At 69.2% G+C, this 25,269-nt stretch carries 28 protein-coding genes and 1 pseudogene; 18 read left to right on the top strand and 11 right to left on the bottom strand.

The features are described from left to right. The first annotated feature begins 189 nt into the window (after positions 1-189). Entirely contained in the window at positions 190-1,041 is an 852-nt protein-coding gene (locus NB3_RS22930; protein WP_067807170.1) for a crotonase/enoyl-CoA hydratase family protein, read from the top strand. 42 nt (positions 1,042-1,083) lie between these two features. On the opposite strand, the gene NB3_RS22925 is transcribed toward NB3_RS22930, so the two are convergent. Further along, entirely contained in the window at positions 1,084-1,746 is a 663-nt protein-coding gene (locus NB3_RS22925) for a cyclase family protein (RefSeq protein WP_067807167.1), read from the bottom strand. A 141-nt stretch (positions 1,747-1,887) separates the two neighbouring features. On the opposite strand from NB3_RS22925, the gene NB3_RS22920 reads away from it, so the two are divergent. The 11 genes from NB3_RS22920 to NB3_RS22870 all read left to right on the top strand — a co-directional run bounded on the left by NB3_RS22920 (position 1,888) and on the right by NB3_RS22870 (position 11,984). Further along, positions 1,888-2,094: a hypothetical protein gene (locus tag NB3_RS22920; protein ID WP_067807164.1), complete on the top strand. Its 207-nt coding sequence runs from the start codon at positions 1,888-1,890 to the stop codon at positions 2,092-2,094. Between the two features lie 354 nt (positions 2,095-2,448). Next, positions 2,449-3,243: an MlaE family ABC transporter permease gene (locus NB3_RS22915; RefSeq protein WP_084823592.1), complete on the top strand. Its 795-nt coding sequence runs from the start codon at positions 2,449-2,451 to the stop codon at positions 3,241-3,243. Continuing rightward, positions 3,243-4,127, top strand: a complete 885-nt coding sequence (locus NB3_RS22910; RefSeq protein ID WP_067807160.1) for an ABC transporter permease — start codon at positions 3,243-3,245, stop codon at positions 4,125-4,127. Before NB3_RS22915 ends, NB3_RS22910 begins: the two co-directional genes overlap by 1 nt. Before the next feature lie 7 nt (positions 4,128-4,134). Then, positions 4,135-5,160, top strand: a complete 1,026-nt coding sequence (locus NB3_RS22905; protein WP_067807157.1) for an MlaD family protein — start codon at positions 4,135-4,137, stop codon at positions 5,158-5,160. After that, positions 5,157-6,173 (top strand): MlaD family protein, encoded by a 1,017-nt coding sequence (locus tag NB3_RS22900; protein WP_067807155.1) that lies wholly within the window; start codon positions 5,157-5,159, stop codon positions 6,171-6,173. Before NB3_RS22905 ends, NB3_RS22900 begins: the two co-directional genes overlap by 4 nt. Then, on the top strand, positions 6,173-7,192 hold the full coding sequence (locus NB3_RS22895; RefSeq protein ID WP_067807152.1) for an MlaD family protein: 1,020 nt from the start codon (positions 6,173-6,175) through the stop codon (positions 7,190-7,192). The genes NB3_RS22900 and NB3_RS22895 overlap by 1 nt, the downstream gene beginning before the upstream one ends. Positions 7,193-7,203: 11 nt before the next feature. Further along, positions 7,204-8,292, top strand: a complete 1,089-nt coding sequence (locus NB3_RS22890) for an MlaD family protein (RefSeq protein ID WP_169810736.1) — start codon at positions 7,204-7,206, stop codon at positions 8,290-8,292. Continuing rightward, a complete protein-coding gene (locus tag NB3_RS22885) occupies positions 8,289-9,320 on the top strand; it encodes an MlaD family protein (protein WP_067807145.1) in 1,032 nt (343 codons plus the stop codon). Before NB3_RS22890 ends, NB3_RS22885 begins: the two co-directional genes overlap by 4 nt. Then, positions 9,317-10,288 carry an MlaD family protein gene (locus tag NB3_RS22880; RefSeq protein WP_067807142.1) on the top strand — a complete coding sequence of 324 codons (972 nt, stop codon included), beginning with the start codon at positions 9,317-9,319 and terminating at the stop codon, positions 10,286-10,288. The genes NB3_RS22885 and NB3_RS22880 overlap by 4 nt, the downstream gene beginning before the upstream one ends. After that, positions 10,285-10,962, top strand: a complete 678-nt coding sequence (locus NB3_RS22875) for a hypothetical protein (protein WP_157111963.1) — start codon at positions 10,285-10,287, stop codon at positions 10,960-10,962. The genes NB3_RS22880 and NB3_RS22875 overlap by 4 nt, the downstream gene beginning before the upstream one ends. Positions 10,963-11,048: 86 nt before the next feature. Beyond that, a complete protein-coding gene (locus tag NB3_RS22870) occupies positions 11,049-11,984 on the top strand; it encodes an oxygenase MpaB family protein (protein WP_067807136.1) in 936 nt (311 codons plus the stop codon). 16 nt (positions 11,985-12,000) lie between these two features. Here the strand turns inward: NB3_RS22870 and NB3_RS22865 are convergent, their stop codons facing one another. Then, positions 12,001-12,765 (bottom strand): TetR/AcrR family transcriptional regulator, encoded by a 765-nt coding sequence (locus NB3_RS22865; RefSeq protein ID WP_084823583.1) that lies wholly within the window; start codon positions 12,763-12,765, stop codon positions 12,001-12,003. 147 nt (positions 12,766-12,912) lie between these two features. Here NB3_RS22865 and NB3_RS22860 point away from each other — a divergent pair, with 147 nt between their 5' ends. Continuing rightward, a complete protein-coding gene (locus NB3_RS22860) occupies positions 12,913-13,899 on the top strand; it encodes an oxygenase MpaB family protein (RefSeq protein ID WP_067807133.1) in 987 nt (328 codons plus the stop codon). Between the two features lie 510 nt (positions 13,900-14,409). Next, positions 14,410-14,898: a DUF2505 domain-containing protein gene (locus tag NB3_RS22855; protein WP_067807130.1), complete on the top strand. Its 489-nt coding sequence runs from the start codon at positions 14,410-14,412 to the stop codon at positions 14,896-14,898. A 26-nt stretch (positions 14,899-14,924) separates the two neighbouring features. On the opposite strand, the gene NB3_RS22850 is transcribed toward NB3_RS22855, so the two are convergent. The 3 genes from NB3_RS22850 to NB3_RS22840 form a co-directional block, all read right to left on the bottom strand. After that, positions 14,925-15,989, bottom strand: a complete 1,065-nt coding sequence (locus tag NB3_RS22850; RefSeq protein ID WP_067807127.1) for an LLM class flavin-dependent oxidoreductase — start codon at positions 15,987-15,989, stop codon at positions 14,925-14,927. After that, on the bottom strand, positions 15,986-16,816 hold the full coding sequence (locus tag NB3_RS22845; protein WP_067807301.1) for a DUF1684 domain-containing protein: 831 nt from the start codon (positions 16,814-16,816) through the stop codon (positions 15,986-15,988). The genes NB3_RS22850 and NB3_RS22845 overlap by 4 nt, the downstream gene beginning before the upstream one ends. Positions 16,817-16,986: 170 nt before the next feature. Further along, positions 16,987-17,712: an SDR family NAD(P)-dependent oxidoreductase gene (locus NB3_RS22840; protein WP_067807124.1), complete on the bottom strand. Its 726-nt coding sequence runs from the start codon at positions 17,710-17,712 to the stop codon at positions 16,987-16,989. Positions 17,713-17,770: 58 nt separating this feature from the next. On the opposite strand from NB3_RS22840, the gene NB3_RS22835 reads away from it, so the two are divergent. Beyond that, on the top strand, positions 17,771-18,292 hold the full coding sequence (locus tag NB3_RS22835; protein ID WP_067807120.1) for a MarR family winged helix-turn-helix transcriptional regulator: 522 nt from the start codon (positions 17,771-17,773) through the stop codon (positions 18,290-18,292). Positions 18,293-18,449: 157 nt separating this feature from the next. Here NB3_RS22835 and NB3_RS22830 read toward each other — a convergent pair whose 3' ends face one another. Next, the gene (locus tag NB3_RS22830; RefSeq protein WP_067807118.1) at positions 18,450-18,944 is read right to left on the bottom strand and encodes an anti-sigma factor antagonist; all 495 of its coding nucleotides are present in this window, start codon (positions 18,942-18,944) and stop codon (positions 18,450-18,452) included. Positions 18,945-19,261: 317 nt separating this feature from the next. Here NB3_RS22830 and NB3_RS34420 point away from each other — a divergent pair. Next, positions 19,262-19,495, top strand: a pseudogene (locus NB3_RS34420) (carboxymuconolactone decarboxylase family protein); the annotation flags it as partial. A gap of 100 nt (positions 19,496-19,595) precedes the next feature. Further along, on the top strand, positions 19,596-20,837 hold the full coding sequence (locus NB3_RS22825; protein WP_067807114.1) for an FAD-dependent monooxygenase: 1,242 nt from the start codon (positions 19,596-19,598) through the stop codon (positions 20,835-20,837). Here the strand turns inward: NB3_RS22825 and NB3_RS22820 are convergent. After that, positions 20,831-21,628: an SDR family NAD(P)-dependent oxidoreductase gene (locus NB3_RS22820; protein ID WP_067807111.1), complete on the bottom strand. Its 798-nt coding sequence runs from the start codon at positions 21,626-21,628 to the stop codon at positions 20,831-20,833. The two genes, NB3_RS22825 and NB3_RS22820, sit on opposite strands and share 7 nt — an antisense overlap. Before the next feature lie 272 nt (positions 21,629-21,900). On the opposite strand from NB3_RS22820, the gene NB3_RS22815 reads away from it, so the two are divergent. Further along, positions 21,901-22,293 carry an Rv0313 family protein gene (locus NB3_RS22815; RefSeq protein ID WP_067807108.1) on the top strand — a complete coding sequence of 131 codons (393 nt, stop codon included), beginning with the start codon at positions 21,901-21,903 and terminating at the stop codon, positions 22,291-22,293. Between the two features lie 27 nt (positions 22,294-22,320). On the opposite strand, the gene NB3_RS22810 is transcribed toward NB3_RS22815, so the two are convergent. From NB3_RS22810 to NB3_RS22800, 4 genes are all read right to left on the bottom strand, one after another. Beyond that, a complete protein-coding gene (locus NB3_RS22810; protein ID WP_067807105.1) occupies positions 22,321-22,764 on the bottom strand; it encodes a TIGR03618 family F420-dependent PPOX class oxidoreductase in 444 nt (147 codons plus the stop codon). An 83-nt stretch (positions 22,765-22,847) separates the two neighbouring features. Next, positions 22,848-22,973, bottom strand: coding sequence for an N-acetyltransferase (locus NB3_RS36610; RefSeq protein WP_280516597.1), 126 nt, complete (start codon positions 22,971-22,973; stop codon positions 22,848-22,850). 28 nt (positions 22,974-23,001) lie between these two features. Then, entirely contained in the window at positions 23,002-24,153 is a 1,152-nt protein-coding gene (locus NB3_RS22805; protein ID WP_067807102.1) for a serine hydrolase domain-containing protein, read from the bottom strand. A 261-nt stretch (positions 24,154-24,414) separates the two neighbouring features. Then, positions 24,415-25,014 carry an SLATT domain-containing protein gene (locus NB3_RS22800; RefSeq protein WP_067807099.1) on the bottom strand — a complete coding sequence of 200 codons (600 nt, stop codon included), beginning with the start codon at positions 25,012-25,014 and terminating at the stop codon, positions 24,415-24,417. Positions 25,015-25,269 lie beyond the last annotated feature (255 nt).

The following is a 25,269-nucleotide window of genomic DNA, read 5'->3' as shown; positions in this document are numbered from 1 at the left end:
ACCGGTCCGCGCCGCCACCCCGGTGCGGGATGCCAGGTGCTGCGACCGATCGGGACACGGCGACAGGCTAACCGCCCGGGGAGCATTAAGTAAACAGTCATTCTCGTTCGATTCGATCCGAGGGTGCGGCGATGCCTCGGGAACCCCCTGCAAGAGCGCGCATGTCGAGGTGATGGCACAGTGTTCGTTATGGCCGATATTCGCCTGGACGTCTCCGACGCCATCGCCACCATCACCCTCGACCGCCCGCGGCAGCTCAACGCGTTCACCACCGCGATGAGCACGGAGCTGATCGAGGCGTTCGACACCTGCGACCGCGACGATTCCATCCGCGCGGTGATCATCACGGGTGCCGGGCGCGCCTTCTGCGCCGGCGCGGATCTGTCGGCGGGCGCGGAGACCTTCGTCGCGGGCGACCAAGACGCCGCGGAGTCCTTCCGCGACACCGGCGGCGAGGTCGTCCTGCGCATCTACGAATCCCGTAAGCCCGTCATCGCCGCCGTCAACGGCCCCGCCGTCGGGGTCGGCATCACCATGACGCTCGCGGCGGACTTCCGCATCGCCGTCGACGACGCCCGTATCGGGTTCGTCTTCAATCGGCGCGGCATCGTGCCCGAGTCCTGTTCCAGTTGGTTCCTGCCCCGCCTGGTTCCGATGCAGACCGCACTGGAGTGGGTGTACTCGGGCCGACTCGTCGACGCGGGCGAAGCGCTCGACGCGGGACTGTTCTCCGCGCTGTATCCGGCCGACACCCTGCTCGACGAGGCGCGTGCGCTCGCACGCCGCGTCACCGAGCATTCCGCGCCGGTCTCGGTGGCCCTTTCCCGCCAGATGCTGTGGCGCAACCTGGGAGCCGATCATCCGATGATCGCGCACCGCATCGAATCCCGCGGCATCTACCACCGGGGCGCGAGCGCCGATGCCAGGGAAGGCGTGACCGCTTTCCTGGAGAAGCGGCCCGCGCGATTCCCCGACAGCGTCGACCGCGATCTGCCGGATATTTTCGGCGACGATCTCGCGGTCCCGCCGTTCCGGCCCTGAGTTTCCCACGGCGACAGCAGGTTCCGTGGAGGACAGTCCCGGTCAGGATTCGTGTTCGGTCCACGCCACGACGCGCAGCGGGAACGAGCCCATCCCCCGCATCGGCGCAGGCAGTGCGACGAGCCGTGCGCCCGCGCCGGGGAGCGCGGCCAGGTTCGTCATCTGCTCGATGATCGGGATGCCCGCTCCCAGCAGCGTGTGATGGCACGGACGCGTCGGCAACGACGTGTCGTCGACGTCGAGCGAGTCGATGCCGACCAGCGCGACATTGGCGGCGACCAGCGCATCGGCGACCTCACCGACCAGGAACGGATGCCAGGGGTCCCGGTAGGCGGCCGAACCCCACTTGGCCGACCACCCGGTGTGCACCAGTACCGCCTTGCCCCACAGCAGCGCGGGATCGCCGAGCACATCCGGCCCCACCGCGCGCACTCCCGGCGCGCGGATCACCACGATCGGCACGTTGAACAGCCGTTCCAACGGCAGCTCGGCGATGTCCGCGCCCTCGGCGTGAAAAAGTCGCGGCGCCTCGATATAGGTCCCGGTGTGGCCGACCATATCCACACGCGCGATGTCGAATGCCATGTCGATCAGCGGTGATCTGTCCGGCGCCGCTTCGGTGCCGACGCGGGGCGCGGGCAGGCCCGGATAGGTGAGCATGCCGTCGGAGACCGGATGCGACAGCTCCACGATCGCTCGGCTCATACCTCGGACGCTACCGGCTGATCCCCTTCTCGCATACGGAGTCGTCGCGCGCTCGGCCACCCAGGAAGGATTCGGATTTTCGATCGGGTCGGCACATGCGCTTCGCCGCGCGCGAGCGCAGAATGGAACCGGAAGGTCGTCATGCGTGCGCTACAGGGCCTGCTCGGCGTCGTACTCGGGATCCTCACCGCCGTGCTCGGCACGGTACTGGGGCTGGTGGCGGCCGTGCTGTGGCTCGTCGGCGCGGTGCTGTGCGTGACGGTCATTCTTCTTCCCGTCGGCCTCCCGGTCGTGAAACTCGCCCGCCGCCTGCTGACCCTTTCCCGGCAGCTCATGCATCTGCCCTGACGGGCGTCGCGGCGCTCGGCGGGCATGACCGCGCGAAGGTCGCCGCGTCTCGCAGGTGTCCGACGACCACCGGCCGTCCGGCTCCAACCATGCTCGCCCACGCCCCCGAACGGACCTGATCGAGTTCTCGATGGATGTCATTCGATCGTTCTTCGCGAAACTGGCCCACCGGATCCCCTGGATTGATAGCCTTAGCACGGTTGAACTATCAACGGCTCAGCACTCCGCGCACGGAGCGATAGACGACCTCTCTTCGGGCGACGGGTTGGTTTGTTGCGCGAGGAGTGGGACGTGTCCGAGCACGCGGCGCCCGCGGAGTGGCCCTCCGGCGGGGAACAGGGCCCGGTTCCGCTCGTGGTCGCGCTGGCGAGCCGGACCGCGTCGAGCGCAAGGACTTTCGGGCGCACGGTACGACTCGGCGCCCGCTCCACCGCGCTGCTCGCCACCGATCTGGTGCTGCGCCGATTCCCGGTACGGGAGGCGCTGGTCCAGGCATGGTTCTTCGCGTCGGTGTCCCTGCTGCCCGCGATACTGATCTCGCTGCCGATGGGCGTGGTGATCGCGGTCCAGGTCGGCAGCATCACCGAGAACGTCGGCGCCGGTTCGATGGCGGGCGCGGTCGGCGGCATGGGCGTGATGCAGCAGATCGCGCCGCTGGCCGCGGCCTTGCTCGTCGGCGGCGCCGGCGCGTCGGCGATCGCCTCCGATCTGGGCGCGCGCACGATCCGCGAAGAGATCGACGCGTTGCGCACCATGGGCATCGACCCGCACCGCAGGCTCGTCGCACCCCGTCTGCTGGCGATGACCGTGGTGGCGCCGATGCTGGCGGTGCTGGTCATCCTGATGAGCATCCTGGCCAGTTTTCTCGTCGCCTCCGTGGGCCAGGGCGTCGCGCCCGGTTCGTATTGGCTGTCGTTCGGCAGCTTCGCCACCGTCACCGATCTGGTGATCTGTCTCGGCAAGGCAGCGGTTTTCGGCTATCTGGTCGCGGTGATCGCCTGCCAGCGCGGGCTGGAGGCGCAGGGCGGGCCGAAGGGTGTGGCCGATTGCGTCAACGCGGCGGTCGTGCTCGGGCTGCTGGCCTGCCTCGTCGTCAATCTCGTCATCACCCAGGTGGTGCTGTTGTTCGTGCCGTTGGGATTCCTGTGATGGCTCTGCGAAACGGGCCGTTGACCACGCGGCCGTCGGAGTATCGGCCTCGTGGCCTGCGCTGGACCCGGCACGTGGCACGGCTGTGGGAACCGTTGGACGAGTTGGGCTTCCAACTGCGTTTCGCGACCGCGGCGTGTCTGGGCGCCGGTTACGCGCTGCGCTGGTACCGCAAGCAGGTGGTGGCCGTCTTCACCGACCTGGCCTGGGGTGGCGGGCGATCGGTCATCGTCGGCGGCGGGGTGGTGCCCGTGCTGGTCATCATGGGCGCCGTGGCCGGGGCGATGATCGGCATCGTCGGCTTCACCGCCCTGGACATGCTCGGTATGGGTCCGTTGGCCGGCGCCATGTCGGCGCTGGCGAACCCGAGGGAACTGGCCCCGCTCATCGCCGCCGTCGGCTTCGCCGCGCAAGCGGGATGCCGGATGACCGCCGAGATCGGCGCCATGCGGATCTCCGAGGAGATCGATGCGCTCGAAGCGCAGGCGATCGACCCCATCCCGTACGTGGTGTCCACGCGGCTGGTCGCCGCCGTGATCACCGTGATACCCACCTATCTGATCGCACTGGCGCTCGGATTCCTGACGACCCGGCTCACCGTCACCGCGGTGCACGGCCAGGCGTCGGGCGCCTTCGCGCACTACTTCCACATGTTCGTCGCGCCGACCGACCTGGTGTACTCGCTGATCAAAGTGGTCGTCTTCGTGCTCGTGATCACCGGCGTGCACGCCTACCAGGGTTTCTACGCCACCGGCGGCCCCGAAGGGGTTGGTATCGCCTCGGGCCGGGCCATCCGGGCGAGCCTGGTGCTCATCGCATCGACCGACATGGTGCTGACGATCGCCATGTGGGGCTTCGACACCGATATCAGTTTCGGGGGGTGAGCAAGTCATGAGTCGCGCGGCGCAATTCTCGGTTCGTGGTCCCGGCCCCGCCGGTCTGCGCTTGCGCGGGCTGGCGCTGCTCGCCGCACTGGCCGTGCTCGCCGTGGCCGTGTGGCGCACCACGGAGCCCGCCCGTGCGGACCTGGCCGGTTTCGACCTTGTGATGACCGGCATCGGCGACGGCGTCGGCACGCATACGCCGGTCCGGCTGCGCGGCATGACGATCGGCTCGGTGGAGGCGATCGAGCCGATCGGCCCCGACCGGCAGCGGGTGCGAGTCGGCGTCGCGGCGCCGCGGCTGTCCGAGTTGTCGACGACCATGCAAACCCGGTTCGTCTCCGCCAACGTCTTCGGATCGACCGCGCTGGAACTGGTCCCGATGCCGGGCGGCGCCCCGATCGCCGCGGGCGGGACGCTCGATCTCGGCGATCGAGTCGACAACTTCACCGTGACGCGGATCCTGCGCGACTCCGGCCGCGCGGTGGCCGACGTGCTGACCTCCCGTATGACGACGTCGCTGGAGAACGCGGCGCGCCTGACCGACGCGGTGGCTCCGATGCTCACCTCGGCCCTGCTGCTCGCGCGCACCTGGCAGCGTGCGCGGCCCGGCCCGCTCGCCGACCTGCTGCGCCAATCGGCGGATGTCGCCGAAGGGGTCGGCGCGTTCACGCCCTCGGCGCTGAGCATCCTCACGGCCCTCGCGTCGGTCACCGAACTCGACGACGAACTGCGCACCCGCCAGGCCTCCGACACCATCTCCGAAGTCTCCAACCTCGTGTTCGCCTTCGCCGGTCAGCTGGTCGGCGCGCTCGGCCCGACCTCGCAGGCGGTGGACATGCTGCTGGACCTGGTGATTCCGCTCGATCGGGCGATGCGGGGCGTCACGCCGGGACAGCTGCACGACCTCGCCACCGGCATCGACGGGGCGCTGCACCGCCGCGACGATCGGGTGGTGCTCGACGTCGAAGTGCTCATCGCGGCGGTGCCCGCGTTCCGCTTCCCGGTCCAGGCGATGGGCGGTGCGCCGCGATGAGGACACCACGAGCCGCCGCCGTGCGCCTGCTGCTGTTGCTGCTGGTCGTGATCGCCGTGATCACCGTGGTCGTGCAGGCGATCCACCGGCCGGTCGGCGGCGAGACGACCGACTACCACGCCGAATTCGGCGACGTCTTCGGACTGCAGCAGAACGCCGATGTGCGCCTGCGCGGTGTGCAGGTCGGCAAGGTGACCGGCATCGAGCTGACTTCCGATCATCGCGCCAGCGTCCGCTTCACCCTGCTGTCGCGGTACCGGCTGCGCAGCACCGACCGCATCGCCATCCGATTCCAGAATCTCACCGGCCAGCGGTATCTGGCGGTCACCGTCGGCGAGGGGCAAGGACCGTTCCTCGACCCGGCCCGGCCGGTGGTCGACACGGTCGACTCGTTCGACATCACCACCGTCTTCAACGGGTTGCGGCCGCTGCTGCGTGAGGCCGATCCCCAGGTGTACAACAGGTTCGCCGCCCACCTCGTCGCGTTGGTCGAGGGCAGCGGCGGCGACATGGCCCCGCTGCTGCGCGATCTCGCCACGCTGACCGCCTATGCCGAGGACCGCACGACCGTCATCACGACCATCGTGGCGAATCTCGACGCGCTGTCGCAGCGGCTGCGCGGGCGCTCGGCCAATCTGGAGAACATCCTGCGCGTCTTCCACTCCATCTTCATGCCGGTCGCCAGCCGGATGGAGGAGTTCCTGAGCCTGATGGACAAGGGTTCGGTCGAGATGACCGAGATCGTCCGCACCGCCGAGGCACTCGCGCGGCTGCTGCTCGGGGCCCGCGACAGCTCCGACGCGCTCACCGAACGCATCCACCAAGCCATCCCCGACACCACCGCCGCCGTGCGCGCGCTGTCGGCTCTGCCCGGCCTGCTGGAAGCGCTCAACGCGCTGATCCCGCGCTCCGAGCCGTCCCGGCACTGCGCGAACGGCACGGTCGCGCTGCCGGTCACGGCGGCCGTGCTGCTGCACGGCCGCCCCTTGACCGTTTGCGAAGGGAGTCGGTGATGCGATTGATCCCGGCGCGCACCGTCGTTTCACTGGGCCCGGAAACCCCCTCCCCCCGAGCGCAATTGATGTGGGCGCTGTTCAGCGTCATCGCTGTCACCTTGGCTTTCACCACGGTGGGCGTGCTGTATCTCCGCCCGCCGGACTACGCGACCTATCGGCTGCACTTGCCGGAAACGGGGGGCTTGACCACCGGCGACAGCGTGCGGATAGCCGGCGTGAAGGTGGGCCGGGTGCTGTCCATCCGCCTCGGCGAAGATCACGTCGACGTCGAATTCATCGTGCGATCCGATCAACGTCTCGGTGACCGTACCGCCGTGGACGTGCGCATGCTCACCCCGGTGGGCGGGCTGTACCTGGCACTGCTGCCCGCCGGTGCACAGCCGCTGCGCGCACCCATTCCGATGGAACGCGCGCACCTGCCGTTCCTGGTGAACGAGCTGATCCCGGAAACGGTCAGGGTGACCGACCGGATCGACACCGAGTCGCTGCGCAAGACGCTCGACGCCGCGGCGCGCGCGCTCACCGACGCTCCCGGCACGGTTCGCCAGGCGGTGTCCTCGCTCGGTGCGGTGGTCGGCGCGCTGGCCGAGCAGAAGGAACAGGTGCAGGGGCTGCTGGCACTGTCCGACGAATACCTGGCGACCGCGCGGGACAACGAGATGCTGGCCACCGAGGTGATCCGCGCCTACGCCGTGCTCGGACCGCAGATCGTGGCGGCCCGGTCCAAGGTCGAGATCTTCGCCGACAAAGTGACCGCCGTGGTCGGGCTGCTGTTCGACTTCCTCGCCGGTCCCTACGCCGAGAAACTCGAACCGCTGTTCTTCCCGCTCGAGCAGAGCCGCGAACTGAGCCGCGAACTGCTGAGCTCGACGGACGCCGTCATCGCGGCGATGACGCACACGATGGAAGAACTCGCCGGACTGGCGGGACCGGAGGGCCGAGCGCTCATCGATCAGAGCGGCCTCACCGTGCGCCGCCCCGACGTCTGCCTGCCGGTGCCGGGAGCGGGGTGCTGATCATGTGGTCGATGCCGAGCGGACGACGCCGGGGACCGGCGATCCTGATCGCGACCGCCGTGGCGGTGACCGCGGTGGCCGGCGCGGCGATCCACGACGCCGAACGCCATACCCGTGCGGTGTGCGCCTTGTTCGACGACACTTTCGGGCTCTATCCGGACGCACCGGTGACGATCCGCGGTGTCGCGGTCGGGAAAGTGCGTGCCCTCGTGCCCGACCACCGACACGTCCGGGTGGAGATGAGTATCGACGAGCGCCCGCTCTCGGCTCGCGTACGGGCCGTGGTGGTGAATTCCTCGATACTCACCGACCGTCGCGTAGAACTGGTGGACACGCCGCCGCGGGACGGACCGGCGCTGCCCGCGGACCACTGCATCCCGCCCGACCGCACGGCGACGCCGGTGAGCGTCTCCGACGCGCTCGGCTCCTTCACCGGCCTCCTCGACGATCTCACCCGCCCCGGGCCGGACGGCGCGACGCCGTTGCGGGCCCTGCTCGACGGCACCGACCGCGAACTGCGCGGGCTCGGTCCCGCGCTCGACCAGCAGCTGCGGCAGCTGTCCGACCTGCTGGCCACGCCGGACACGTTCCTGGCTCAACTCGGCCGACTGCTGGACAACTCCGCCGAGCTGAGCCGGTTCGTCGCCGCGGAATGGAGCGATATCAAGACCTCGCTGATCACCTTCGGGCCCGGCCTGGAACTGCTCGAACGCACACTGGTGATCGTCAAGATCCTGGTCGGCAAGCTCGCGGCGGCGATCGGCCCGCTCGACCGGCTGTTCAACCACCACTTTCCCTACCTGATGGAGATCCTCGAATCCTCCGTCCCGATCGTCACGCTCGCCCGTACCAGGGCCGAGGAATCCCGTGATCTGCTCGCGGCCATACCGGGGGTCGTCACCATGTTGCGCGGCATGATCGAAGACGGTTCCGGCCTCAGCTTCGACTATCGCCCTCCCGAGGTCGTTCTCGGCGCGGCCGATGCGACGGCGCTGTGCGCCTCCGTGCCGGATCCGCCTACCTGCCAGGCGCTTTCGGCGAACGCGGTCCGGCTGCCGGTACCGCTGGCCGTCCTCGCGACCGTAGGAGGCGCCCGATGAACGGGTGGCGACGGCCGCGTGGTCCGCGGCTGCTGTTCGCGAGCATCGGCACCGTGCTGCTCACCGCCTGCGGTTGCGGTTTCGACCCCAGCGACCATGCTCTGCCCGGCACCGGCGTCGACGGACCCACCTATGGCCTCGCGGTGGAGTTCGAGTCGGTGCTGAGCCTGCCCGCGGGCGCCCGGGTCAGCAGCAACGGCGCCGATGTGGGCCGGCTGCGCTCGATCGATCTCCTCCCCCATGCCGCGGTCGCGCACATCGACGTGCGTTCGGACGTGCGCCTGCCCGTCGGGACGCGCGCCGAATTGCGGCAGAACACCGTCCTCGGCGATATCTACCTCGCACTGCTGCCGCCGCCCGGCAACGCCGCGGGCCAGCTGCGCGACGGGGACACCATTGCGTTGCGCGACACCGACACCGGCCCGCAGATCGAACAGATTCTCGAGCGGATGGCCGCGTTCGTCAACGGCGGCAGCGCCGCCAGGATGCAGGACGCCGTCGAACAGCTCGACCGCGCACTCCCCGCCGATCCGGCCGAGACCAGGGAACTGGCGGGCCGCATAGCCACCGATCTGGGCGCGGCGGCCGACGGCATCGGCGACATCGACCGGATCGTCACCGCCACCGAACAAGTGACACGGCGACTGCACCAGATGCGCGAGGAGGTCGGATTCCTCTTCTCGGAAACGGCGGCGCGGCGGCTCGGCCGTGTCCCCGAATTCATGACCGCGGTGCTCAACGTCGTGATCGACGTCAACACGCTCACCACCGGGCTGGACTGGCTCATCCCCCGGCTGCCCCACCTCAACGATGCGCTGGAGCGAACGGCGGTGCTGTTGCGGGACCCGTCACCCGATGCCGCCGTCTGGACCGGCAACGGCGCGCTGCTGTCGGAATTGCTGTCCGGCAAGGTGGTTCCGTTCCTGGGGAATCCGGCGCTGGATCTGCGCCGGATCGGACTCGCGGGCAGCCGCGACCGCGATGTGGACGCGCTGATCCTGCTCCGCCTGATCGGAGTCCTGCCGTGACCAGGATTCCCGCGTGGCTGTCCGGCGTGGCGCTCGCCGTGGTCACCGTGCTCGGCAGTGGCTATCTGGCGCTCGACGTCCTCGACGTCGAGCCGATGGCCGCGCGCGACCATGTCACGGTCCGGATGGACCACGCCGCGGGCCTGCGGCCCGGCTCGGCCGTCGTCTACCGCGGCGTGGACATCGGCGCCGTCGACGAGGTGCGCAGTGTGCCAGGAGGTGTCCGGCTCCGGCTGTCCTACGACCGTGCCCGCCCGGTCCCGGTGAACAGCGTGATGAAGATCGAGAACCTCTCCGCGCTGGGCGAACCGGTCTTCGCCTTCCTGCCGGGCGAGCCGGGCCGCGCAGGCTACCTGCGCGACGGCGACGAGCTCGCCGGCTCGGTCGACACGCCCGCCACCGTGCCGGAATTGCTCGCGGCTTCGGCGCGGCTGCTCGACCAGGCCGATGCGGCCGCGATCAGCCGGTTGGTGGATACGTTCGCCGCGGCGGTCGAGCACGCCCCGCAGGTGGCTCCGGCGCTCGAGCGAGCCGCCGGACTGCTCGCGGTCACGCTCGCGCGGCACGAGCCGTCCCTGGAAGCGCTGTTGCGCGATCTGCTGCGCCTCCTGCCCGATTCCGACTGGGTGCGGCCCGCGCTGACCGCCGCGCCGCCGCAGCTCGACCGGTTCGGTGCGACGCTCGGCGTGTCCTACCAGTACCTGTTCGAGGGGTCGGCCCTGCTGCGCGGCCGTGAAGTGCTCGGCTCGTGGCGGGAAGAGGAACAGCGATTCGTCGACTTCCTGCGCCGTCTCGCACCCGAACTCGGCGCGCTCGGAGTGGCGCTGCGGCCCGTGACCTCGGCCGCCGGGCCCGCGCTCGGGGCGGTCGACGTGGCGACCCTGCTCGACCGCGCCCTCAGCGCACTGCCAGGCGATCGCCTGCGGATCACCCTCCGGACACCGCGAGCAGACGAAGGAGAACGATGAGCACCACGGACCGGAGCCCCCGGACGCCGGACGCCACGACATCCCAGAGCGACCGCGCTGCCGCCGACGATGCGACGGCGGACCCTTCCAGCGAACCCGCACGACGACGATTCGGGCGCGTGCCCGGGATACGCGCACTCCGACGATGGGCGCGCCCGACCGCCGCTGTGGTCGCCGCCGTCGTCGTGGCCGCGGCGGCTTTCGCGGCCGGGCGGCTCAGCGCCGGTTCCGATGACGAACTGGCGTCGTTGCGCGCGCAGCTGGCAGTGGACGCCGCCGCCGAAAAGGCCGCCTCGTCGTACGCGCTCGACGTCTCGCAGGTACGCGCGGGCGATATCGAGGGATGGCGCAAAGCCTTGCAGAGCGGCGTGAGTCAGCAACTCGCGCCGAAACTCTCGGCGGCCGTCGACGTCGTCGGGCCGTGGTTGTCGCAGATGGAATACACCGCGACCGCGAAACTGCTCGCCGCGAAAGTCTCGCGCCGTGACGGTGATCTGTACGTGGTCCAGGTGTTCGTCGACATGAATTCGCGCAGCAGACAGACCCCCGAGGGCGTCACCGCCACCGCCGCCTACACCGTCACGCTCAACCGCGCGGCCGACTGGACCATCACCGACGTCGGTGGCGTGACCCCCGATCTGCCCGCACCGGCACCCGCACCACCACCCCGATGAATCGGGCACCGCTTTCGCAGTCCCTGAGACAGGAGAAGATGATGACCAGAGCCTCTCGTGATTCCACAACCACGATCGGGACCGCGATGCCCGGTGCGGCCGCCGCAAGGGTGGTGACGGTCGATGGAGAACCCATCGAACTCGTGTCGCCGGATTCCATGACCGCCGAAATGGTCGGTCATTGGACCTATCTGGTGGTCGAGGGGGCGGCGTTCGCGATGCAGGGGCTGCACCCGGTGATCCGCGATGTCGTCGACCGGTATTCCGTCGCACGCACCGATCCGCTCGGCCGCGCCATCCGCTCGGTCGACTCGGTGTTGCGCTGGACCTACGGCGGCATGGAGGCCATCGACGAGGGCAAACGGCTGCGTTCGCTGCACGAACCGCTGACCATGCGCAACGCGGACGGCAGGCATATCAGCGCGCTCAACCCCGAGGCGTACCAATGGGTGATCGCGACCGCCTACGTCACCACCGCGAAGGCGGGGCCTTTGCTGGTCGGTCGTGAGTTCACCGCGACGGAACTGGACGATCTGCTCGCCGACAACATCCGCATCGCGCGGATCCTGCGCGTGCCGATGAAGGGCTATCCGAAAACCAGGGCGGAATTCGACGCCTATTACGAGCACATGGTGTCCGATGTCCTCTGCGCCACCGACGACGTCCGGCAACAGTTCGCCGACCTGCGCTCCGGGGACAGCGAGCAACTGCGGGCGCTGCCCTTCCCAGTCCGCTCTCTGGCGCGTGGGCTGGCTCGTCCCCTGCTGCGGTTCAACTATCTCTCGATCGTGGGGCTGCTCGATCCGCGCCTGCGGGCCATGGTCGGGGTGGAATGGAGCCAGCAGGAGCAACGGCAACTCGAACGGATCTACGCGGTCATCCGCCTCGCCTACCGGGTGCTTCCCGAGCGGCTCACCTACTTCCCCATCGCCTACCACGCCAGGAAGCACCACCGGTGCATCGAGCGGATGAAGCAGCGCGAGCTGAAATCCGCGGCGTATCGCGTGCGTCCCAAGCAGTAGCCGCTGCCGGAAGCGGCTACCCGCCGCCGGGATGCGGGAACAGCAAGGGTGCGAGGAAACGCCGGGCGAACTCTTTCGCCGCCGCGGTGTCGGCCAGCGGCAGCGCGCCGTGCGGATTCGAGATGAACGACATGGTCAGGCGGACGAATAGCTCGGCGACCACCTCGGCGTCGAAGACACCCAATTCGCCGCGTTTCTGCCAGTGCACGATGAAGCGCGCGACCAGAGCCCTTCCCTGCTCGATGAATTCGTCACCGGTGAGGAAGCGGGTGAGTTCGCCTGCCGCGGACGAGACACGAAGGCTGCGCGTCAGCAACCGCGGGGCCTTCGCCTCGCTCACGAACGCGGAGAACATCTCCGCCAGCGCGCTCACCGGCCCCGCCGAGCGCTGCACCGCCTCGGCCACGATGATCCCGACACGTTGCGATTCGGCCATGAGGGCATAGCGAACCAGCGCCGATTTGGTGCCGAAACGCCGATAGACGGTGGCGACGCCGACGCCGGCCTGCTCGGCGATACGGACCATCGTCGTCTCCTCGAAACCCACCTCGGCGAAGCAGTCCCGCGCGGCCTCGACGATGCGGCGGGATCGGGTGTCCAGCGCGGTGAGATCGGCCCACGCGTCGCCCACCGCGTTCAGGAACTCCGCGACCGCCTGTTCACCGCCGCGTCCCTGCGGGCGCACGGAGGCGTGCGGGCCGACCGGTCCGACGTCTCCCGCGGCCTTGTCCCGCCGGGTGCTCGCCTCGGGCTTGCTCGAATCGTTTCGCTGCGCCCTCATCGGCGTGAGCCTACCGCGCATCGTTCGCGTCACCTCGCCACCACCATCGGCTCTTCCACCGCCCCGTCGCAGCGGATCTCGTCGTACCACTCCCGAAATGATAGTCTTGACGGTATGTCACTATCACCCGTAGTTCAGAGGTGACCCATGGCAACGAACGCAGAGCTGCCCGTTGTTTCCGAGCCCGCCACCGCCGCGCCGCCGTCCGATCGGGTGCGCCCCGAGGTCATCGCCGAGTTCCGCAAACACACCGGCAGTGTGCTGTCGGGTGTCTTCGCCGGCGCCGCCTTCGATCAGGTCGCGCTGGTCCCCGTCGCCGCCGCCGTGGACCGCACGGGTCGCTTCGCCGCGAACTTCGCCGACCGGGGCGTGCGTTCGGGTTTCTCCGCGCTGCTGGCGATGTGGGGCGATCCGGCCGACCGGCTGGCCGAGGCCGAGTGGCTCAAGCAGCGCCACCGGGACGTGCACGGCCGGGGTCGCGGCGACTACCGGGACGTCCGCTACAGCGCTCTGAATCCGCAGACGTGGATCTGGGTGGGGGTCAGCGGGATGTTCGTCGCGCTGAACACCTTCACCCACTGCACCGGGACGGTGCTGCGGCCGGAGGAGAAGGAAGCCGCCTATCAGCTGCTGCGCGAAGGGTTTTCCGGGCTGGAACTGGCCGCGCGGTCGGGCAAGCTGCCCCCGGACCTGGCGTCGGCGACGGAATACTACGACGCGATGGTGGAGCGGGAGCTGGCGGCGAACCCGTTCCTGGTCGAGCAGTTCGCGGGCCTGACCCGACTGCCGTTGCCGACCCTCGGGCTGCCGCCGCTCGCGCGCACCGTACTCATGCCGTTGTGGCTGCTGCTGCGTCCGCTCGCCGGTCACGTGATCCAGGTGTGCTCGGCCGAGGTCATGCACCCCGGCGTGCGCCGCATGGTCGGCTTCGAACTGAAGCAGCGCCACCACCGCGAGTTCGCGGTCTACGTCCGGCTGCTGCAGGCGGCATGGCGGCTGCTGCCGGATCGCCTGCTGCTGCTACCACTGGCCTACAACCGCCTGCAATACGAGAAGCTGGTCCGCTATCACCGCAGGTTCGCGCTGGACTCCTTCGCGCCGCCCCCGGGCGCGGCGGGCGGTTGCCCGATCTGATGTTGGCTCCGCGCCGATGGTCTGGTGATAGTGACAAACACGGTTACTATCACCGAATCCAAAGCCGTCCCGGAGCGCGACCGTGTCGGCGGCTGTGGAGAGACCGCCTCGAGTTTTCGCCCGGCTAGGCGGGCGCTCGCGCGCCATGAGCTCCTCCCACGGTCGGCGCCGCAGAGTCGCCCACAGTTGGTCGAGACCGCCCGCGCCGGTTGTCTCCGAGTCCGCGCTCCAGCGGGACCATCCGACCACACCTACCGGCAGGCGATCACCGCCGCGGGCTACCTGCGGCGTTAGACGCCGGGCGCTGACTGGCCGAGGGCGGCCACATTCGTCGCGAATGGGCAAGGCGGCTCGGTTGACGGATTGGACACGGCATGCCGCAGCGGATATGCGAGCATGGTGCGCCGAGGTCGAACATGCTCTTCCGCAGGATGATTCAGCGCATCCCGGCGCGAAGGCGCGGCGATTCATCGACTCCGTGGCACCGCGCGACAGGTAGCGTGGGCCGCTATGGCGACCCCTTTGGCGTACACGGCCACCTACGCCCATGCGGCGGAGGCGCTCCGCGCGGTGCTGTTCGACGAGCAGTACTGGAAAGACCGGGTCGATGAGGTCGGCGGAGTGCTCGTCGCGTTCGACGCCGCCGACGACCGTGTGCACGTGCGCATGGCACAGACCATCGCGGCGGAGTTGCCCGGCATCGTCACGGCGGTGCGACCGGAGGGCCTGGTCGTCACCCGCACCGAGAGCTACACCCGCGAAGGCGGCACCTTCGACGCTCGCGTCGAGGGTGTGCCCGCGCGGGTGAGCGGCACCGTCCGGCTCACCGAGTCCGACGCCGCCGCGGTGGCGGTCGTAGACGGTTCGGCCGAGGTCGGCATCCCGTTGTTCGGCAGGAAGATCGAGGGCGCGGTCGTCGCCCGGCTCCTCGACATGCTCGCCGTGGAAGCGCGATTCACCGATACCTGGATCAGCGGCCACCGTCGCGTCGATCGGTGACCGCGGCGAGCCCAGCGGCGCGCGGATCAAGCGGGCGCGGCCACCTCACCGGTCTCGTGCTCGACTCCGGTCGTGGACCGACGCCCCAGGGCGGGGGCGATCAACGCCACGGTGTCGTGCAGAATCTGCTCGTAGTCGGCGCGATGGAACTCGTAGGGCAGTTCCAGCCGCAACTCCGAGGTCTGCGCGAGCACCGGATCGGCGCGCAGTCGATCGACGATCTCCTCGGCGGGCCCGACCAGATCCGGGGCGAACAAGACGCGCCGCTCTCCCTGTGGCGCGAGGGTGCGCTCGTACCTGCTCGCCGCGTATTGCCGGTACCGCTCGCGAGTGGCGCGGTCGGCGCTGTCGAACGGGACGATTACCCGCCCCACCGCTACCCGGGCGGGCCTGGCCGGATCGACCAGTCGACGATACTCGCCGATCAGGCTGGTCTGAGTAGTGGCGAAATCATCGCTGCGCTCGCCGAACACGATGTTCCCCGTCAGCAGATTCAGCCCGTTCTCTCCCGCCCAGCGGACCGAACGGCCACTGGCGCCGCCGTACCAGAGCCGGTCGATCAAACCGGGATTGTGCGGCTGCAGCCGGGGCCGCTGGGTGTTGCCCGGCGAGTGGATCACCGTGTCGGCAGCCCCGAGGTAGTCGCCACGCAGGTTGTCGATCAGCCGGGCGATCCGCCCGTAGGACAGATCGTAGGTCCGCCAGTCCCCGTCGAAGACCAGGTCGCCGATCAAGTCGGCGTGCGGCGGCGTGCCCGCGCTGAATCCGGCCTGCAACCGGCCGCGCGACAGCACATCCGCCAGCGAGAGATCCTCGGCCAGCCGGAACGGGCTTTCGTAACCGATGGGAATCACGGCCGCGCCCAGCTCGATTCGGCTGGTGCGCTGACCGGCGGCGGCCAAGAACACCGCCGCCGACCCGACGCCGTGCTCGAGATGACGCTGCCGGATCCACGCACCGTCGTACCCGAGACTTTCGCCGTACTCGAACAGCCGCAGTGTGTCCTCGAGCCCCGAGTACGGGTCCTCATCGGGATAGTTGCCCGGTGTCAGGAACGACAAGGTCCTGATCCGTGGCGTCGTGTCGCTCATCGGGTTCCGCCGCGTTCGTACGGCAGCTTCTCACCGGCTTCGATCGCGATCGGGAGCCGGTTCTCCGCGGGCGGCAACGGGCAGGTCGCCAGATCGGTGTAGGCGCAGGGCAGGTTCGCGGCCCGGTTGAAGTCGAGCAGCACCGATCCGTCGGCCTCCGGCGGCGCCAGTTGCAGCACTCGGTTGGCGGCGTAAGTCGTGACGCCGGAGGTCTCGTCGGTGAAGAGCACGGTCAGGCCGCCCGGGTCTTTGCCGGGGAAAGCGGTCAGGCGCAGCGGCCGCCCGTCCAGCTCGAACTCCACCTGGCCCGGCGCCTCGTAGACATGTTCCAGGCCTTCGACAGCGGCGCCGACCGTGGTCGGCCGCGGCTGCTGGAAGGCGACATACCGCCCGGTGACCACCCACCGGGGATGGGGCGGGTATGCGGGCGTGCCGCGAAAGGCCGTGCGCAGCGAGTTGCCCGGGTGTCGTGGGCGAACGATGTCGTGCCCGCCGCGCTTGGCGACCTCGATCACCGCGTCACCCCAAAAGGCGTTCACCCCACCGCGTTCCCGGATGACCCCGAACACATGCCTGCCGCGCACGGACCTCCCGTCGACCACCAGTTCGTCGCCGTCATCGAGAACCACCGTGACTCCTTCGGCGCCGGTGGACCAGGCGCCCGGCGCGTCGGGGAATCGCTGCGGCGTCTCCGAAAGCCAGTGCAGATTCGTGATGGCCAGGAAACCGTGCGGGTCGGCCAGGCGCGCCTCTTGCCCGCGGTGCCAGTCCTGCCAGTCGGCCACGAAGGCGTCGGTCGGAGTTGCCGCGGCGGCCTGCGCTGTCATGTGGTGCTCCTCGTCTGAAGCCGTGCCCGTCCCCGGTCCGGTGCCGTTCACACCATTCGAGCCGAAATGTTGCGACACCACTGCGGACGACGGACGGAGGTGATACCGGATTCAACCGCAGGCCGCGGGCCTACCGACAGGATTGCGATCAGCGCGAACGCAACCGGCTTTCATCTCGTCGTGTGCGCGCCGCCGTTGACGTGGATCGTCTGGCCCGTGATGTGCCGGGCGTGCGGCGAGGCCAGGAACTCGATCAGCCCGGCGACGTCGTCCGGATCACCCGCGCGCTTGTCGTGGGTGGAGTCGATCAACGAGGTGCGTCGCTGTTCGCTGAGCTGCCCCTGGAAGAAGTCGGTGTTCTCGATGTAGCCGGGCGCGACCGTGTTCACCGTGACACCGCTGGGCGCCAGCTGCGCCGACAGGCCGGCCGACCATGCCGCCAGCGCCGCCTTCGCGGCGCCGTAGGACCCCGCGGCGTACTCCGCGCCGATCGAGCCGACGTTGATCACCGCTCCGCCGGGTCGCAGCCGCTCCCGCAGCGCCGAGGTCGTCAGGACCGCGCTCAGGAGATTCGCCGACAGGTTCGCCCTCCATTGCTCGGCCACCTCCGCCAGCGATGCCGGATCGGCGCCTCCCGCGGCGAGATCGGTGTTTCCCCCGGCCATGTTCACCAGTACATCGACTTCGGGCCCGACCGACTCGGCGAACCGTTCCACCTCCGACGGAACCGCCGCGTCACAGACGATCCCACGCACTCCGAGCTCGTGCGCCGTCCGCTCGACCCGTTCCCGCGAACGCCCGGTGATCACCACGTCCGCCCCACTTGCGGCGAACCGCTGGGCCACCCGGCGGCCGATTCCGCCGCTGGCACCGGTGACGACGACCGTTCCACGCATGCACGTCTCCTCTCGCTATATTTAGCACTAAATGTACCGAGGGGAGCGAATTCCGGCAATGACGCACGAAGCACACGACGCGATACCGTCGCCCACACAGATAGCCTCCGCCTGGCGGCGCGAACTGCCCGGCGCGCGGGTCGAGTCGATCGAAATCCTCACACCACTGTGGCGAGTCGCCAAGCTCCTCACCGACGAGCGCCAGCGCACTCTCCAGCGCCTCGGCATCGACGAATCGACCCTCGACCTGCTCAGCACCCTGCGCCGATCCGGCCCGCCCTACCAGCTGACCACCCGCCAGATCGCCGCCCGCAGCCTCGTCACCGCAGGCGCCATCTCCCAGCGCCTCGCCCGCGCGGAGGCGGCCGGGCTGATCCTCCGCGAACCCACCTCGGCCACCCGGCGCGGCGTGCTGGTCACGCTGACGCCGGACGGCCATCGGCACATCGAACGAGTCGTCCCCGCCCTGCTCGAGCACGAGACCGCTTTCACCGACCGGCTTCCCGCCGACGAACGCGCTGTGCTCACCGCGGCATTGCGCACGCTCGAGGCGGCGATCCGATCCGCCGAACCGGCCTAGCCACCGTGGCGCCCGAACGGATCAGGTTCCGGACAGATCCCTGGCTTCCACGCCCTCGGGCAGCCGCACTTCCGCCACCGGTTCCGGCCGGTCAAGCCTCGATGCGCCGCACGGCCGGGGCTCCGCCTAGCGGAACCCCGGCCGTGCGAAACGCGGCTCAGAGCGGATTTCGCTCCGCTGTCCCGGCGTGGCCCCGCAACGACGCCCGCGGTCCGTTTCCGTGGAATCGCCCGCTCGGCGGCGGATCCGCCAGCGCGTCCTCGAGGCGGGAGTGAACGGGCCGCAGCATATGGAGGTCGAGGACGGCGACGACGCGGCCCACGACCAGTCGGTCGCCGACCACCCGCACCCGAATGCCGCGGCGCAGCCACGCCTCGGCTTCCTCGGCCAAGGTCACCAGCGAGCGGCAGGACATGAAGCCGAGGCCGCTGGTGTCGATCACCATCGGTCCCGGCGCCGTGGCGGCCGCTGCCGCCTCGTCCAGCAGTCGCCGCCACGCGGGCAGGGTGTAGGCGTCGACCTCACCGTGGACGCGGACGACGGTCGCGTCGCCGCGGTGTTCGAGGGTTGCGTTCAGCCCGGAGAGACCGTTCTTCCACCCGTCCGAGGACGATGCGGCGCCGCCGCCGAGGCCGTGCAATTCTGTGCTCATCTGGCACTCGATTCGTTTCGCGCGTAGCGCGCTAGATATCGGACCACCCTGCATCTTCAAGACAGACCCGTCCCTCCTTGCTAACAGAGAGAAGCCCGTCTGTACAGCGGTGGCGCGATTCCGTTCCGCCGGAAGCCATTTCGAATCCCCTATGCGTCGGCTTCCTGACGGGCGGCCGGGCGGCCCGATCGATCCCGAAACAGTCGCAGCCACGTCGGTCGAGTCGCTATTACGTCGTGTACCTTAGGTTTTCGCATGAGCGTGCGATCGGATCACCCGCTGATGATATATTTAGATCTATAGCGCCTCCTTCTCTCATGGCTTCCGCTGCGCACCCGCTCGCCTATCGCCGCAATCCGCCGTTCCAGGCGTTCCTACCTGCGATCGAGGCGGCCCACCGCACGATCGGCCAGTCCTCGCTCGAGGAAAGGACCCACGCGTTGGTGCGCATCCGAGTGAGCCAGATCAACAGTTGCTCGTTCTGTGTCGGATTGCACACCCAGGACGCCATAACCGCGGGCGAGGATCCACAGCGGCTCCCCCTTCAGATCTATTGGCGGATCTATGGCACTGCCGCGGACGCTGACATTTCTTCAAGACGTATCTCCCGCTCGCCCGGCAAGGTGGTGGCCTCACCAGGGAGGCGTACTCATGCGAATACTCATCTCCGGCGCCAGCATCGCCGGTCCGGTGCTGGCGTACTGGCTCACCAGGCACGGATTCTCCGTCACCGTCGTGGAGCGCGCCCCTGCTCTGCGCAAGACCGGCGGCCACGCGGTCGATCTGTTCCGGCCCGCGCTGGACATCTCGCAGCGGATGGGCGTGCTCCCGCGCGTGCAGGAGCGGGCCACCGGCACCAACCGGATGACTCTTCATCGGGAGGGTGCACGGCGTCCGGTGCGGGTGGACCTCGTCAAGGTCTTCGGCGCGGCCTCCGACCGGCACGTCGAGATCATGCGCGACGACCTGAGCGAGATCTACTACGACGCGGCCTCCAGCGAGGTCGAGTATCTGTTCGGCGACTCGATCACCGCGATCTCCCCGCACGGCGAAGTGCGGTTCGAAAGCGCCGAACCGCGCCGCTTCGATCTCGTCATCGGCGCGGACGGACTGCACTCCACCGTGCGCCGCTTGGTCTTCGGCGACGAGTCCGGCTTCAGCGCCTGGACCGGTGCCTACCTCGGAGTGCTGAGCCTGCCCGAGACCTCCGGCCTCGACGGCGAGGTCCGCATCCACGTGGGCGTCGGCCGCACCGCGGGCATGTACAGCGCGCGGCACCTCGGTGCGGCCCGCGCGCTGTTCCTGTTCCGCAGCGAGCGCGAACTCGACTACCACCACCGCGACGTGCCCCGGCAGAAGGAATTGCTGCGCGGCGCGTTCGGCGGCATGCACGCCGACGTGGACCGCTGGCTGGGCGAACTCGACCGCACCCCGGCGTTCTACTTCGACTCGATCACCCAGCTCTGCATGGACACCTGGTCGCGGGGCCGGGTGACGCTCGTCGGAGACGCCGGCTACTGCCCCGGCCCTGCCGTCGGCGGCAGCACCACCCTGGCCGTCGTCGGCGCGTACGTCCTCGCCGGAGAACTGGCGCGGGCGGGCGGTGACCACGAGCGCGCCTTCCCCGCCTACGAGCACGCGATGGCCGAGCACGTGCGCGGCAGCCGAGCGGTCGCGCTCAGCGCGGCGAAGACCCTCATCCCGGCCTCCCGCCTCGGCGTCACAGGACTGGTCCAGGGCGCCCGCCTGCTCTCCGCCCTGCCCGCGGGGCCCGGCCGTGCCCTGCTCCGCCTCACCACCGAGAGCGCGCGCTTCTACAACTCCATGACCGTCGACGACTACTCACCGTCGCCCGCCGCATCAGCAGGCCGAGCCGACTCGCGCGCTCAGTAGAAGACCGGACCGGGGACTCCTCCGCCCGCCGCGACGGCGTCGCCGGTGATGGCGACGCTGCGCGGGGAGGCGAGGAAGGTGACCACATCGGCGACTTCACTCGCATCGATGACCCGCCGCAGGGTGTTGCGCGCGATCTCGGCCTCGAGGTCGGCGATCGCGCGTCCGGATTTCTCGGCATCGGCGGTCAGACGGTCCGTGAGACGTTCGGTTCTGGTCAGACCGGGATGAACCACCGTGACATTGACACCCGACGGGCCGAGTTCGTCGGCCAGGTTCTTGGTCAGCGCGGACACACTGATGTTCCGGATGGTCTGCGCGATCGAATTCGCTTGCCGCGCACCGAGGCCGCTGATGTTGATGATCCTCCCCCACCGCTGTTCGACCAGGTGCGGCGCCACAGCGCGGGCGGTGCGCAGATATCCGAGAACCTTGATCTCGATCTCGCGCCGCACGGTCTCGTCATCCGTCCCCGCCAGATCGCTGCTCGCGCCCGCACTCCAAGGGGTGGCGGCGGAGTTCACCAAGATATCGACGCCGCCCAGTTCCGCGACGGTGCGTTCGACCAGCGCGCGCACTTGGTCATCGTCACCGGTATCGGTCGCGACCGCGATCACCCGCCGCCCCGTTTCCCGCGTCAGCGTGCGCGCGGCGGCCTCGAGCGGTTCGGATGTCCGCGCCGCGATCACCACATCGACACCCTCGTTCGCCAGACCCCGAGCGACCGCATAACCGATACCTTTGCTGCCACCGGTCACGATCGCACGCTTGCCGTCCAGATTCAGATCCACGCAGCCACGCTAACCAGCACGCCCCGCCGATGGATCCCTACTGATCGGCGTGATCCGGATCCAGGGCAGGCCGCGGCCCCGAGCAGCGAGACTGCCCGCCGGATCGGCGCTGCGCGGATGCTCCTCCGGCGAAGCGCCGAGATGTCACCGCGGCCGCTCCCCCGCCGGTGGATCGCCCGCACGCCGACGGCGGGCGGGGCCGACGTGGCGGAGTCGGCATTTCCCGAGGACACTGGGGACGTATCACTCGACAATCCCCAGGAGTACATGCGATGCCAAACAACGGGCCTTTCGGCATCGACCCGGAAGATTTCGAACGCGCACTACGCGGGGCGGGAACCGAGCTTCGCGACCTGCTCGGCAAAGCAGGCGTGTACCTGGATCGCGTAGATCACGCGAGCATCGGTTCACTGGCGTCGCTGCTCGGCCAGTTCGTGCAACCGCAGCGGACGCGTCCACCGGAACCGGAGGGCGACATCACCGGTGAGACCGGCAGCGGGGTGTGGGTGATCTACCGTATCGACGACAGCGGCGAGGCCAGGGTCGACCAGGTCTTCCCGAGCGAACTCGAGGCCTTGCGCGCGCATCGCGACAACACCGATGAGCGCCGTCGCGTGCGGTTCCTGCCGTATGGGGTTCCGGCCAGCGTGCTGGATGCGCCCTGACGGCGAGCACCAGGGAGCGCGGCGAGTTCAGCCGTTGCCGTAGACGCGATCCGGCGAGACCAACACCACCGTCCGACGCTCGGCGGCCATCACCCGGTCGTACTCGTCCCAATCCTCGTGCGTGCCACCGGCCGCGGTGAACACTTCGCGCAGCAGAAGACGCAACCGTTCGGCGTCGATGCCTGGAGCCGGGTCGTCGGGGCCGACGATCCACACGGGCCCCTCGGCCGCGAGCCATTCCCATCCGACGCGCACCACGATCGTCGCACGCGGCCGGGCACGCAGGTTGTCCAACTTGCGCGTACCGCCGCGCACCACCAGACCCACCACATTCGCCCCGCTCTCGGGGTGTGGCAACACGCCTGCGTTGACCAGAGACGACTGGATCGTGTTGTCGGCTCGCAGCGTGGAGACGACGCAGAGTCCATGGTCGCCGGCGATCAGCCGGGCGAAGTCCGCGAGATCGGTCATGCCGAGAGTCTAAGTACGCGAGCCGGCGAAGACCGCCCGGAACAGCGAATCACCAGGTCGCCGCCGATGTCGGTGGACCGACGTCACTCGGAACGCAGCTGCTTGTCCAGGTGCATCGAGGACAACCGGTAGCCGTTGCGGCGGTACAACGCGATCGCCGCCGCATTGTCGCCCACCACGATCAAGCCGAGCCTGGTTCGCCCCGACACCCGCCTTGTCCCGCCGCGAAATGGGAACTTACAGCGCCTCGTAGACGGCCGCGACCAGGTCGTGGGCACGGGTGTCACCGTCGAGCCCGTCGCGGCGCAGGTTGGGGATGAAACCGAAGGCGACACCATGCTCGGGGTCGGCGAGTCCGAGCGAGCCACCGGAACCAGGATGACCGAATGCGGTTTCTCGCGCGGCCACGGGCAGCAACAGAGTCTGCGAGGGCAGCATGTAGCCGAGCCCGAACGCGCTCTCCAGCATCAGTACCCGATCCGGGCCGCGCACCTGTTCGACCGCGGCCTCCCGCAGGACGTTTCGCGGCAGCAAGGCGCCGTCGCCGAGGTCACGGTAGAAGCGGGCCAGCGCGCGGGCTGTGGTGATGAGGCCGCTGGCCGGCCACCCACCCGCCTGGACGGCGGGATCGGAGTAGGAGGCGGACGGGTTGGTGGAGCCGCGCATGACGAGCGAGCCGGGATCGGCATAGGCGCGGGCAAGGCGAGCGGTGACGCTGTCCCCGGAGTCGTTCGCGGTCCATTCGGTGGAGGTGCGGGAACTGCCGCCCGAGCGTCGAGGAAAAGTAGTGCGCGCCGGGGTCACCTCCGGAATACCGAGGCACAGTTCCGGCCCGAAATGCTCGCGCACGTAGTCGGCGACCGAACCGCCGGTGTGCCTGCGCACGAATTCCCCGGCCAGCCAGCCGAAAGTGAGCCCGTGATAGCCGTGCTCCGCGCCCGGTTCCCACACCGGCCGTTGGGTGGCCAGCTGCGCCGCCATGGCCGCGGGATCGGCCGCTTCGGCCACAGTGACCGCCCGGTCGAACGCGGGCAGCCCGGCCCGATGTGCCAGCAGATCCGCCAGTGTGGTGCGCTCCTTTCCCTCGACCGCGAACTCGGGCCACCAACGCGCCACCGGCTCCTCCACCCCGATCCCGGTCTCCACGCTCACCCGCAGAGCCGCCGTCGCGGTCAGCGCCTTGGTGCAGGAGAACGCGACACAGGGGGTCTCGCGTTCCCACGCTCGCCCGGACTTGCGATCGGCCACCCCGCCCCACAGATCGACCACCGCGCGGCCCTCGACATATACCGCCACCGCCCCGCCCAGATCCCTGCCCTCGGCCAGGTTCGCCGCGAATATCTCGCGCACCGCGTCGAAGGCCGAGTCGGCATGCCCCTGCACAGTCATGAATAAATTAGAACACGTTCTTATTCTGCCGCGCTGCTCCTCGAGACCGACCACCCGGTCGACCCGATCGGTGAGCTCGCCGGGGTCTCCCGGCGGAGCGGGCGGCACCGTGCAGCGGCAAACGGACTCGTTCGCGCCGAGCGCCCGGCCGATCGGTTTGGCGTGCGCTCCACCGATCGGCCATCCCTTGCACGAACTGGCCGCCCTGCTCTGAACCGGGCACACCCGACTTCCGGAGCCTGCGGTGGCGCTTCCCCGGCGTTACCTGCGATCGACTCTGCTCATCCGCGGTTGCGCTGACAGCTGCAATTGGCCTGTCCAGCTGTCGGTTTCGTGTGCGATCACTTCGTTGACCCGGTAGGAGAAGTCCCGTAGCAGGCCCATCCTGCGGTCGATCTCCCCGTTCGAATTCGCGGGCGCGCGTGAGACGGAAGCCCACTCGAGCTGGAAGTCGCAGAGCATCGCGTTGATCGACTGCGCGCTGCGGAGGTCGCGCATCCACGCCGTGGAGACGCCGAAGAGCCGGTCGCATGCCAGGCTTCCGGCGGCGCAGGCCAGCAGGATGTATCCCCAGCTCGGGTCGATGGCGTCGACTCCGGCGGTGGTCAGCAGAGGCACCAGGATTCCGAGTAGGCCGAGCACGATCAGCGCCGCGGTGAGGGCCAGGCTGGCCCGCCGCTTCGTTAGACCGTCCCGCGAATACCACTCGCGTGCGTCCATGGCATACGCCTCGACACGTTGGAACAGCCGGGCAAGGGTCTCATCGGAACTCGACCAGTCGGCGGAGCGGAGGTCCAGCGAACGCGGCACTCCCAGGTCCTGCGAGCGATCCCCGCCGATGGGCGATCGGTGCTCAGTCACGGCCCGTACTGTATCTCTCCTGAGGCTTCCGAATCACCTTTCGGCCGTTTGCCGGTCGGCCCGATCGGCGTCGCATACCCTGCCGAACACACCGGCCCGTATGTCGCCGAAATTGCCCGAATCATCCTGTCGCGCAGTGCTTTTAATCTACGCTACGGATGGCCCATCCGTTCCCGCTCGGCCGTGCCGACGGGTGGCGATGCGCCGGATTGCACGAAAGTTGCGACTTAGTAACGGATTCGGGCGCCATGCACG

This window comes from Nocardia beijingensis NBRC 16342 (genome assembly GCF_001612785.1).
Taxonomy (GTDB): Bacteria; Actinomycetota; Actinomycetes; order Mycobacteriales; family Mycobacteriaceae; genus Nocardia; species Nocardia beijingensis.
This window is presented reverse-complemented; position numbering and strand designations above follow the sequence as displayed.

Excerpts from the sequence above, each read along its gene's own strand:
- NB3_RS22930 (WP_067807170.1), top strand. The coding sequence starts at position 190 with ATGGCCGATATTCGCCTGGACGTCTCCGACGCCATCGCCACCATCACC.
- NB3_RS22925 (WP_067807167.1), bottom strand. The coding sequence starts at position 1,746 with ATGAGCCGAGCGATCGTGGAGCTGTCGCATCCGGTCTCCGACGGCATG.
- NB3_RS22920 (WP_067807164.1), top strand. The coding sequence starts at position 1,888 with ATGCGTGCGCTACAGGGCCTGCTCGGCGTCGTACTCGGGATCCTCACC.
- NB3_RS22910 (WP_067807160.1), top strand. The coding sequence starts at position 3,243 with ATGGCTCTGCGAAACGGGCCGTTGACCACGCGGCCGTCGGAGTATCGG.
- NB3_RS22905 (WP_067807157.1), top strand. The coding sequence starts at position 4,135 with ATGAGTCGCGCGGCGCAATTCTCGGTTCGTGGTCCCGGCCCCGCCGGT.
- NB3_RS22900 (WP_067807155.1), top strand. The coding sequence starts at position 5,157 with ATGAGGACACCACGAGCCGCCGCCGTGCGCCTGCTGCTGTTGCTGCTG.
- NB3_RS22895 (WP_067807152.1), top strand. The coding sequence starts at position 6,173 with ATGCGATTGATCCCGGCGCGCACCGTCGTTTCACTGGGCCCGGAAACC.
- NB3_RS22890 (WP_169810736.1), top strand. The coding sequence starts at position 7,204 with ATGCCGAGCGGACGACGCCGGGGACCGGCGATCCTGATCGCGACCGCC.
- NB3_RS22885 (WP_067807145.1), top strand. The coding sequence starts at position 8,289 with ATGAACGGGTGGCGACGGCCGCGTGGTCCGCGGCTGCTGTTCGCGAGC.
- NB3_RS22875 (WP_157111963.1), top strand. The coding sequence starts at position 10,285 with ATGAGCACCACGGACCGGAGCCCCCGGACGCCGGACGCCACGACATCC.
- NB3_RS22870 (WP_067807136.1), top strand. The coding sequence starts at position 11,049 with ATGCCCGGTGCGGCCGCCGCAAGGGTGGTGACGGTCGATGGAGAACCC.
- NB3_RS22865 (WP_084823583.1), bottom strand. The coding sequence starts at position 12,765 with ATGAGGGCGCAGCGAAACGATTCGAGCAAGCCCGAGGCGAGCACCCGG.
- NB3_RS22860 (WP_067807133.1), top strand. The coding sequence starts at position 12,913 with ATGGCAACGAACGCAGAGCTGCCCGTTGTTTCCGAGCCCGCCACCGCC.
- NB3_RS22855 (WP_067807130.1), top strand. The coding sequence starts at position 14,410 with ATGGCGACCCCTTTGGCGTACACGGCCACCTACGCCCATGCGGCGGAG.
- NB3_RS22850 (WP_067807127.1), bottom strand. The coding sequence starts at position 15,989 with ATGAGCGACACGACGCCACGGATCAGGACCTTGTCGTTCCTGACACCG.
- NB3_RS22845 (WP_067807301.1), bottom strand. The coding sequence starts at position 16,816 with ATGACAGCGCAGGCCGCCGCGGCAACTCCGACCGACGCCTTCGTGGCC.
- NB3_RS22840 (WP_067807124.1), bottom strand. The coding sequence starts at position 17,712 with ATGCGTGGAACGGTCGTCGTCACCGGTGCCAGCGGCGGAATCGGCCGC.
- NB3_RS22835 (WP_067807120.1), top strand. The coding sequence starts at position 17,771 with ATGACGCACGAAGCACACGACGCGATACCGTCGCCCACACAGATAGCC.
- NB3_RS22830 (WP_067807118.1), bottom strand. The coding sequence starts at position 18,944 with ATGAGCACAGAATTGCACGGCCTCGGCGGCGGCGCCGCATCGTCCTCG.
- NB3_RS22825 (WP_067807114.1), top strand. The coding sequence starts at position 19,596 with ATGCGAATACTCATCTCCGGCGCCAGCATCGCCGGTCCGGTGCTGGCG.
- NB3_RS22815 (WP_067807108.1), top strand. The coding sequence starts at position 21,901 with ATGCCAAACAACGGGCCTTTCGGCATCGACCCGGAAGATTTCGAACGC.
- NB3_RS22810 (WP_067807105.1), bottom strand. The coding sequence starts at position 22,764 with ATGACCGATCTCGCGGACTTCGCCCGGCTGATCGCCGGCGACCATGGA.
- NB3_RS22805 (WP_067807102.1), bottom strand. The coding sequence starts at position 24,153 with ATGACTGTGCAGGGGCATGCCGACTCGGCCTTCGACGCGGTGCGCGAG.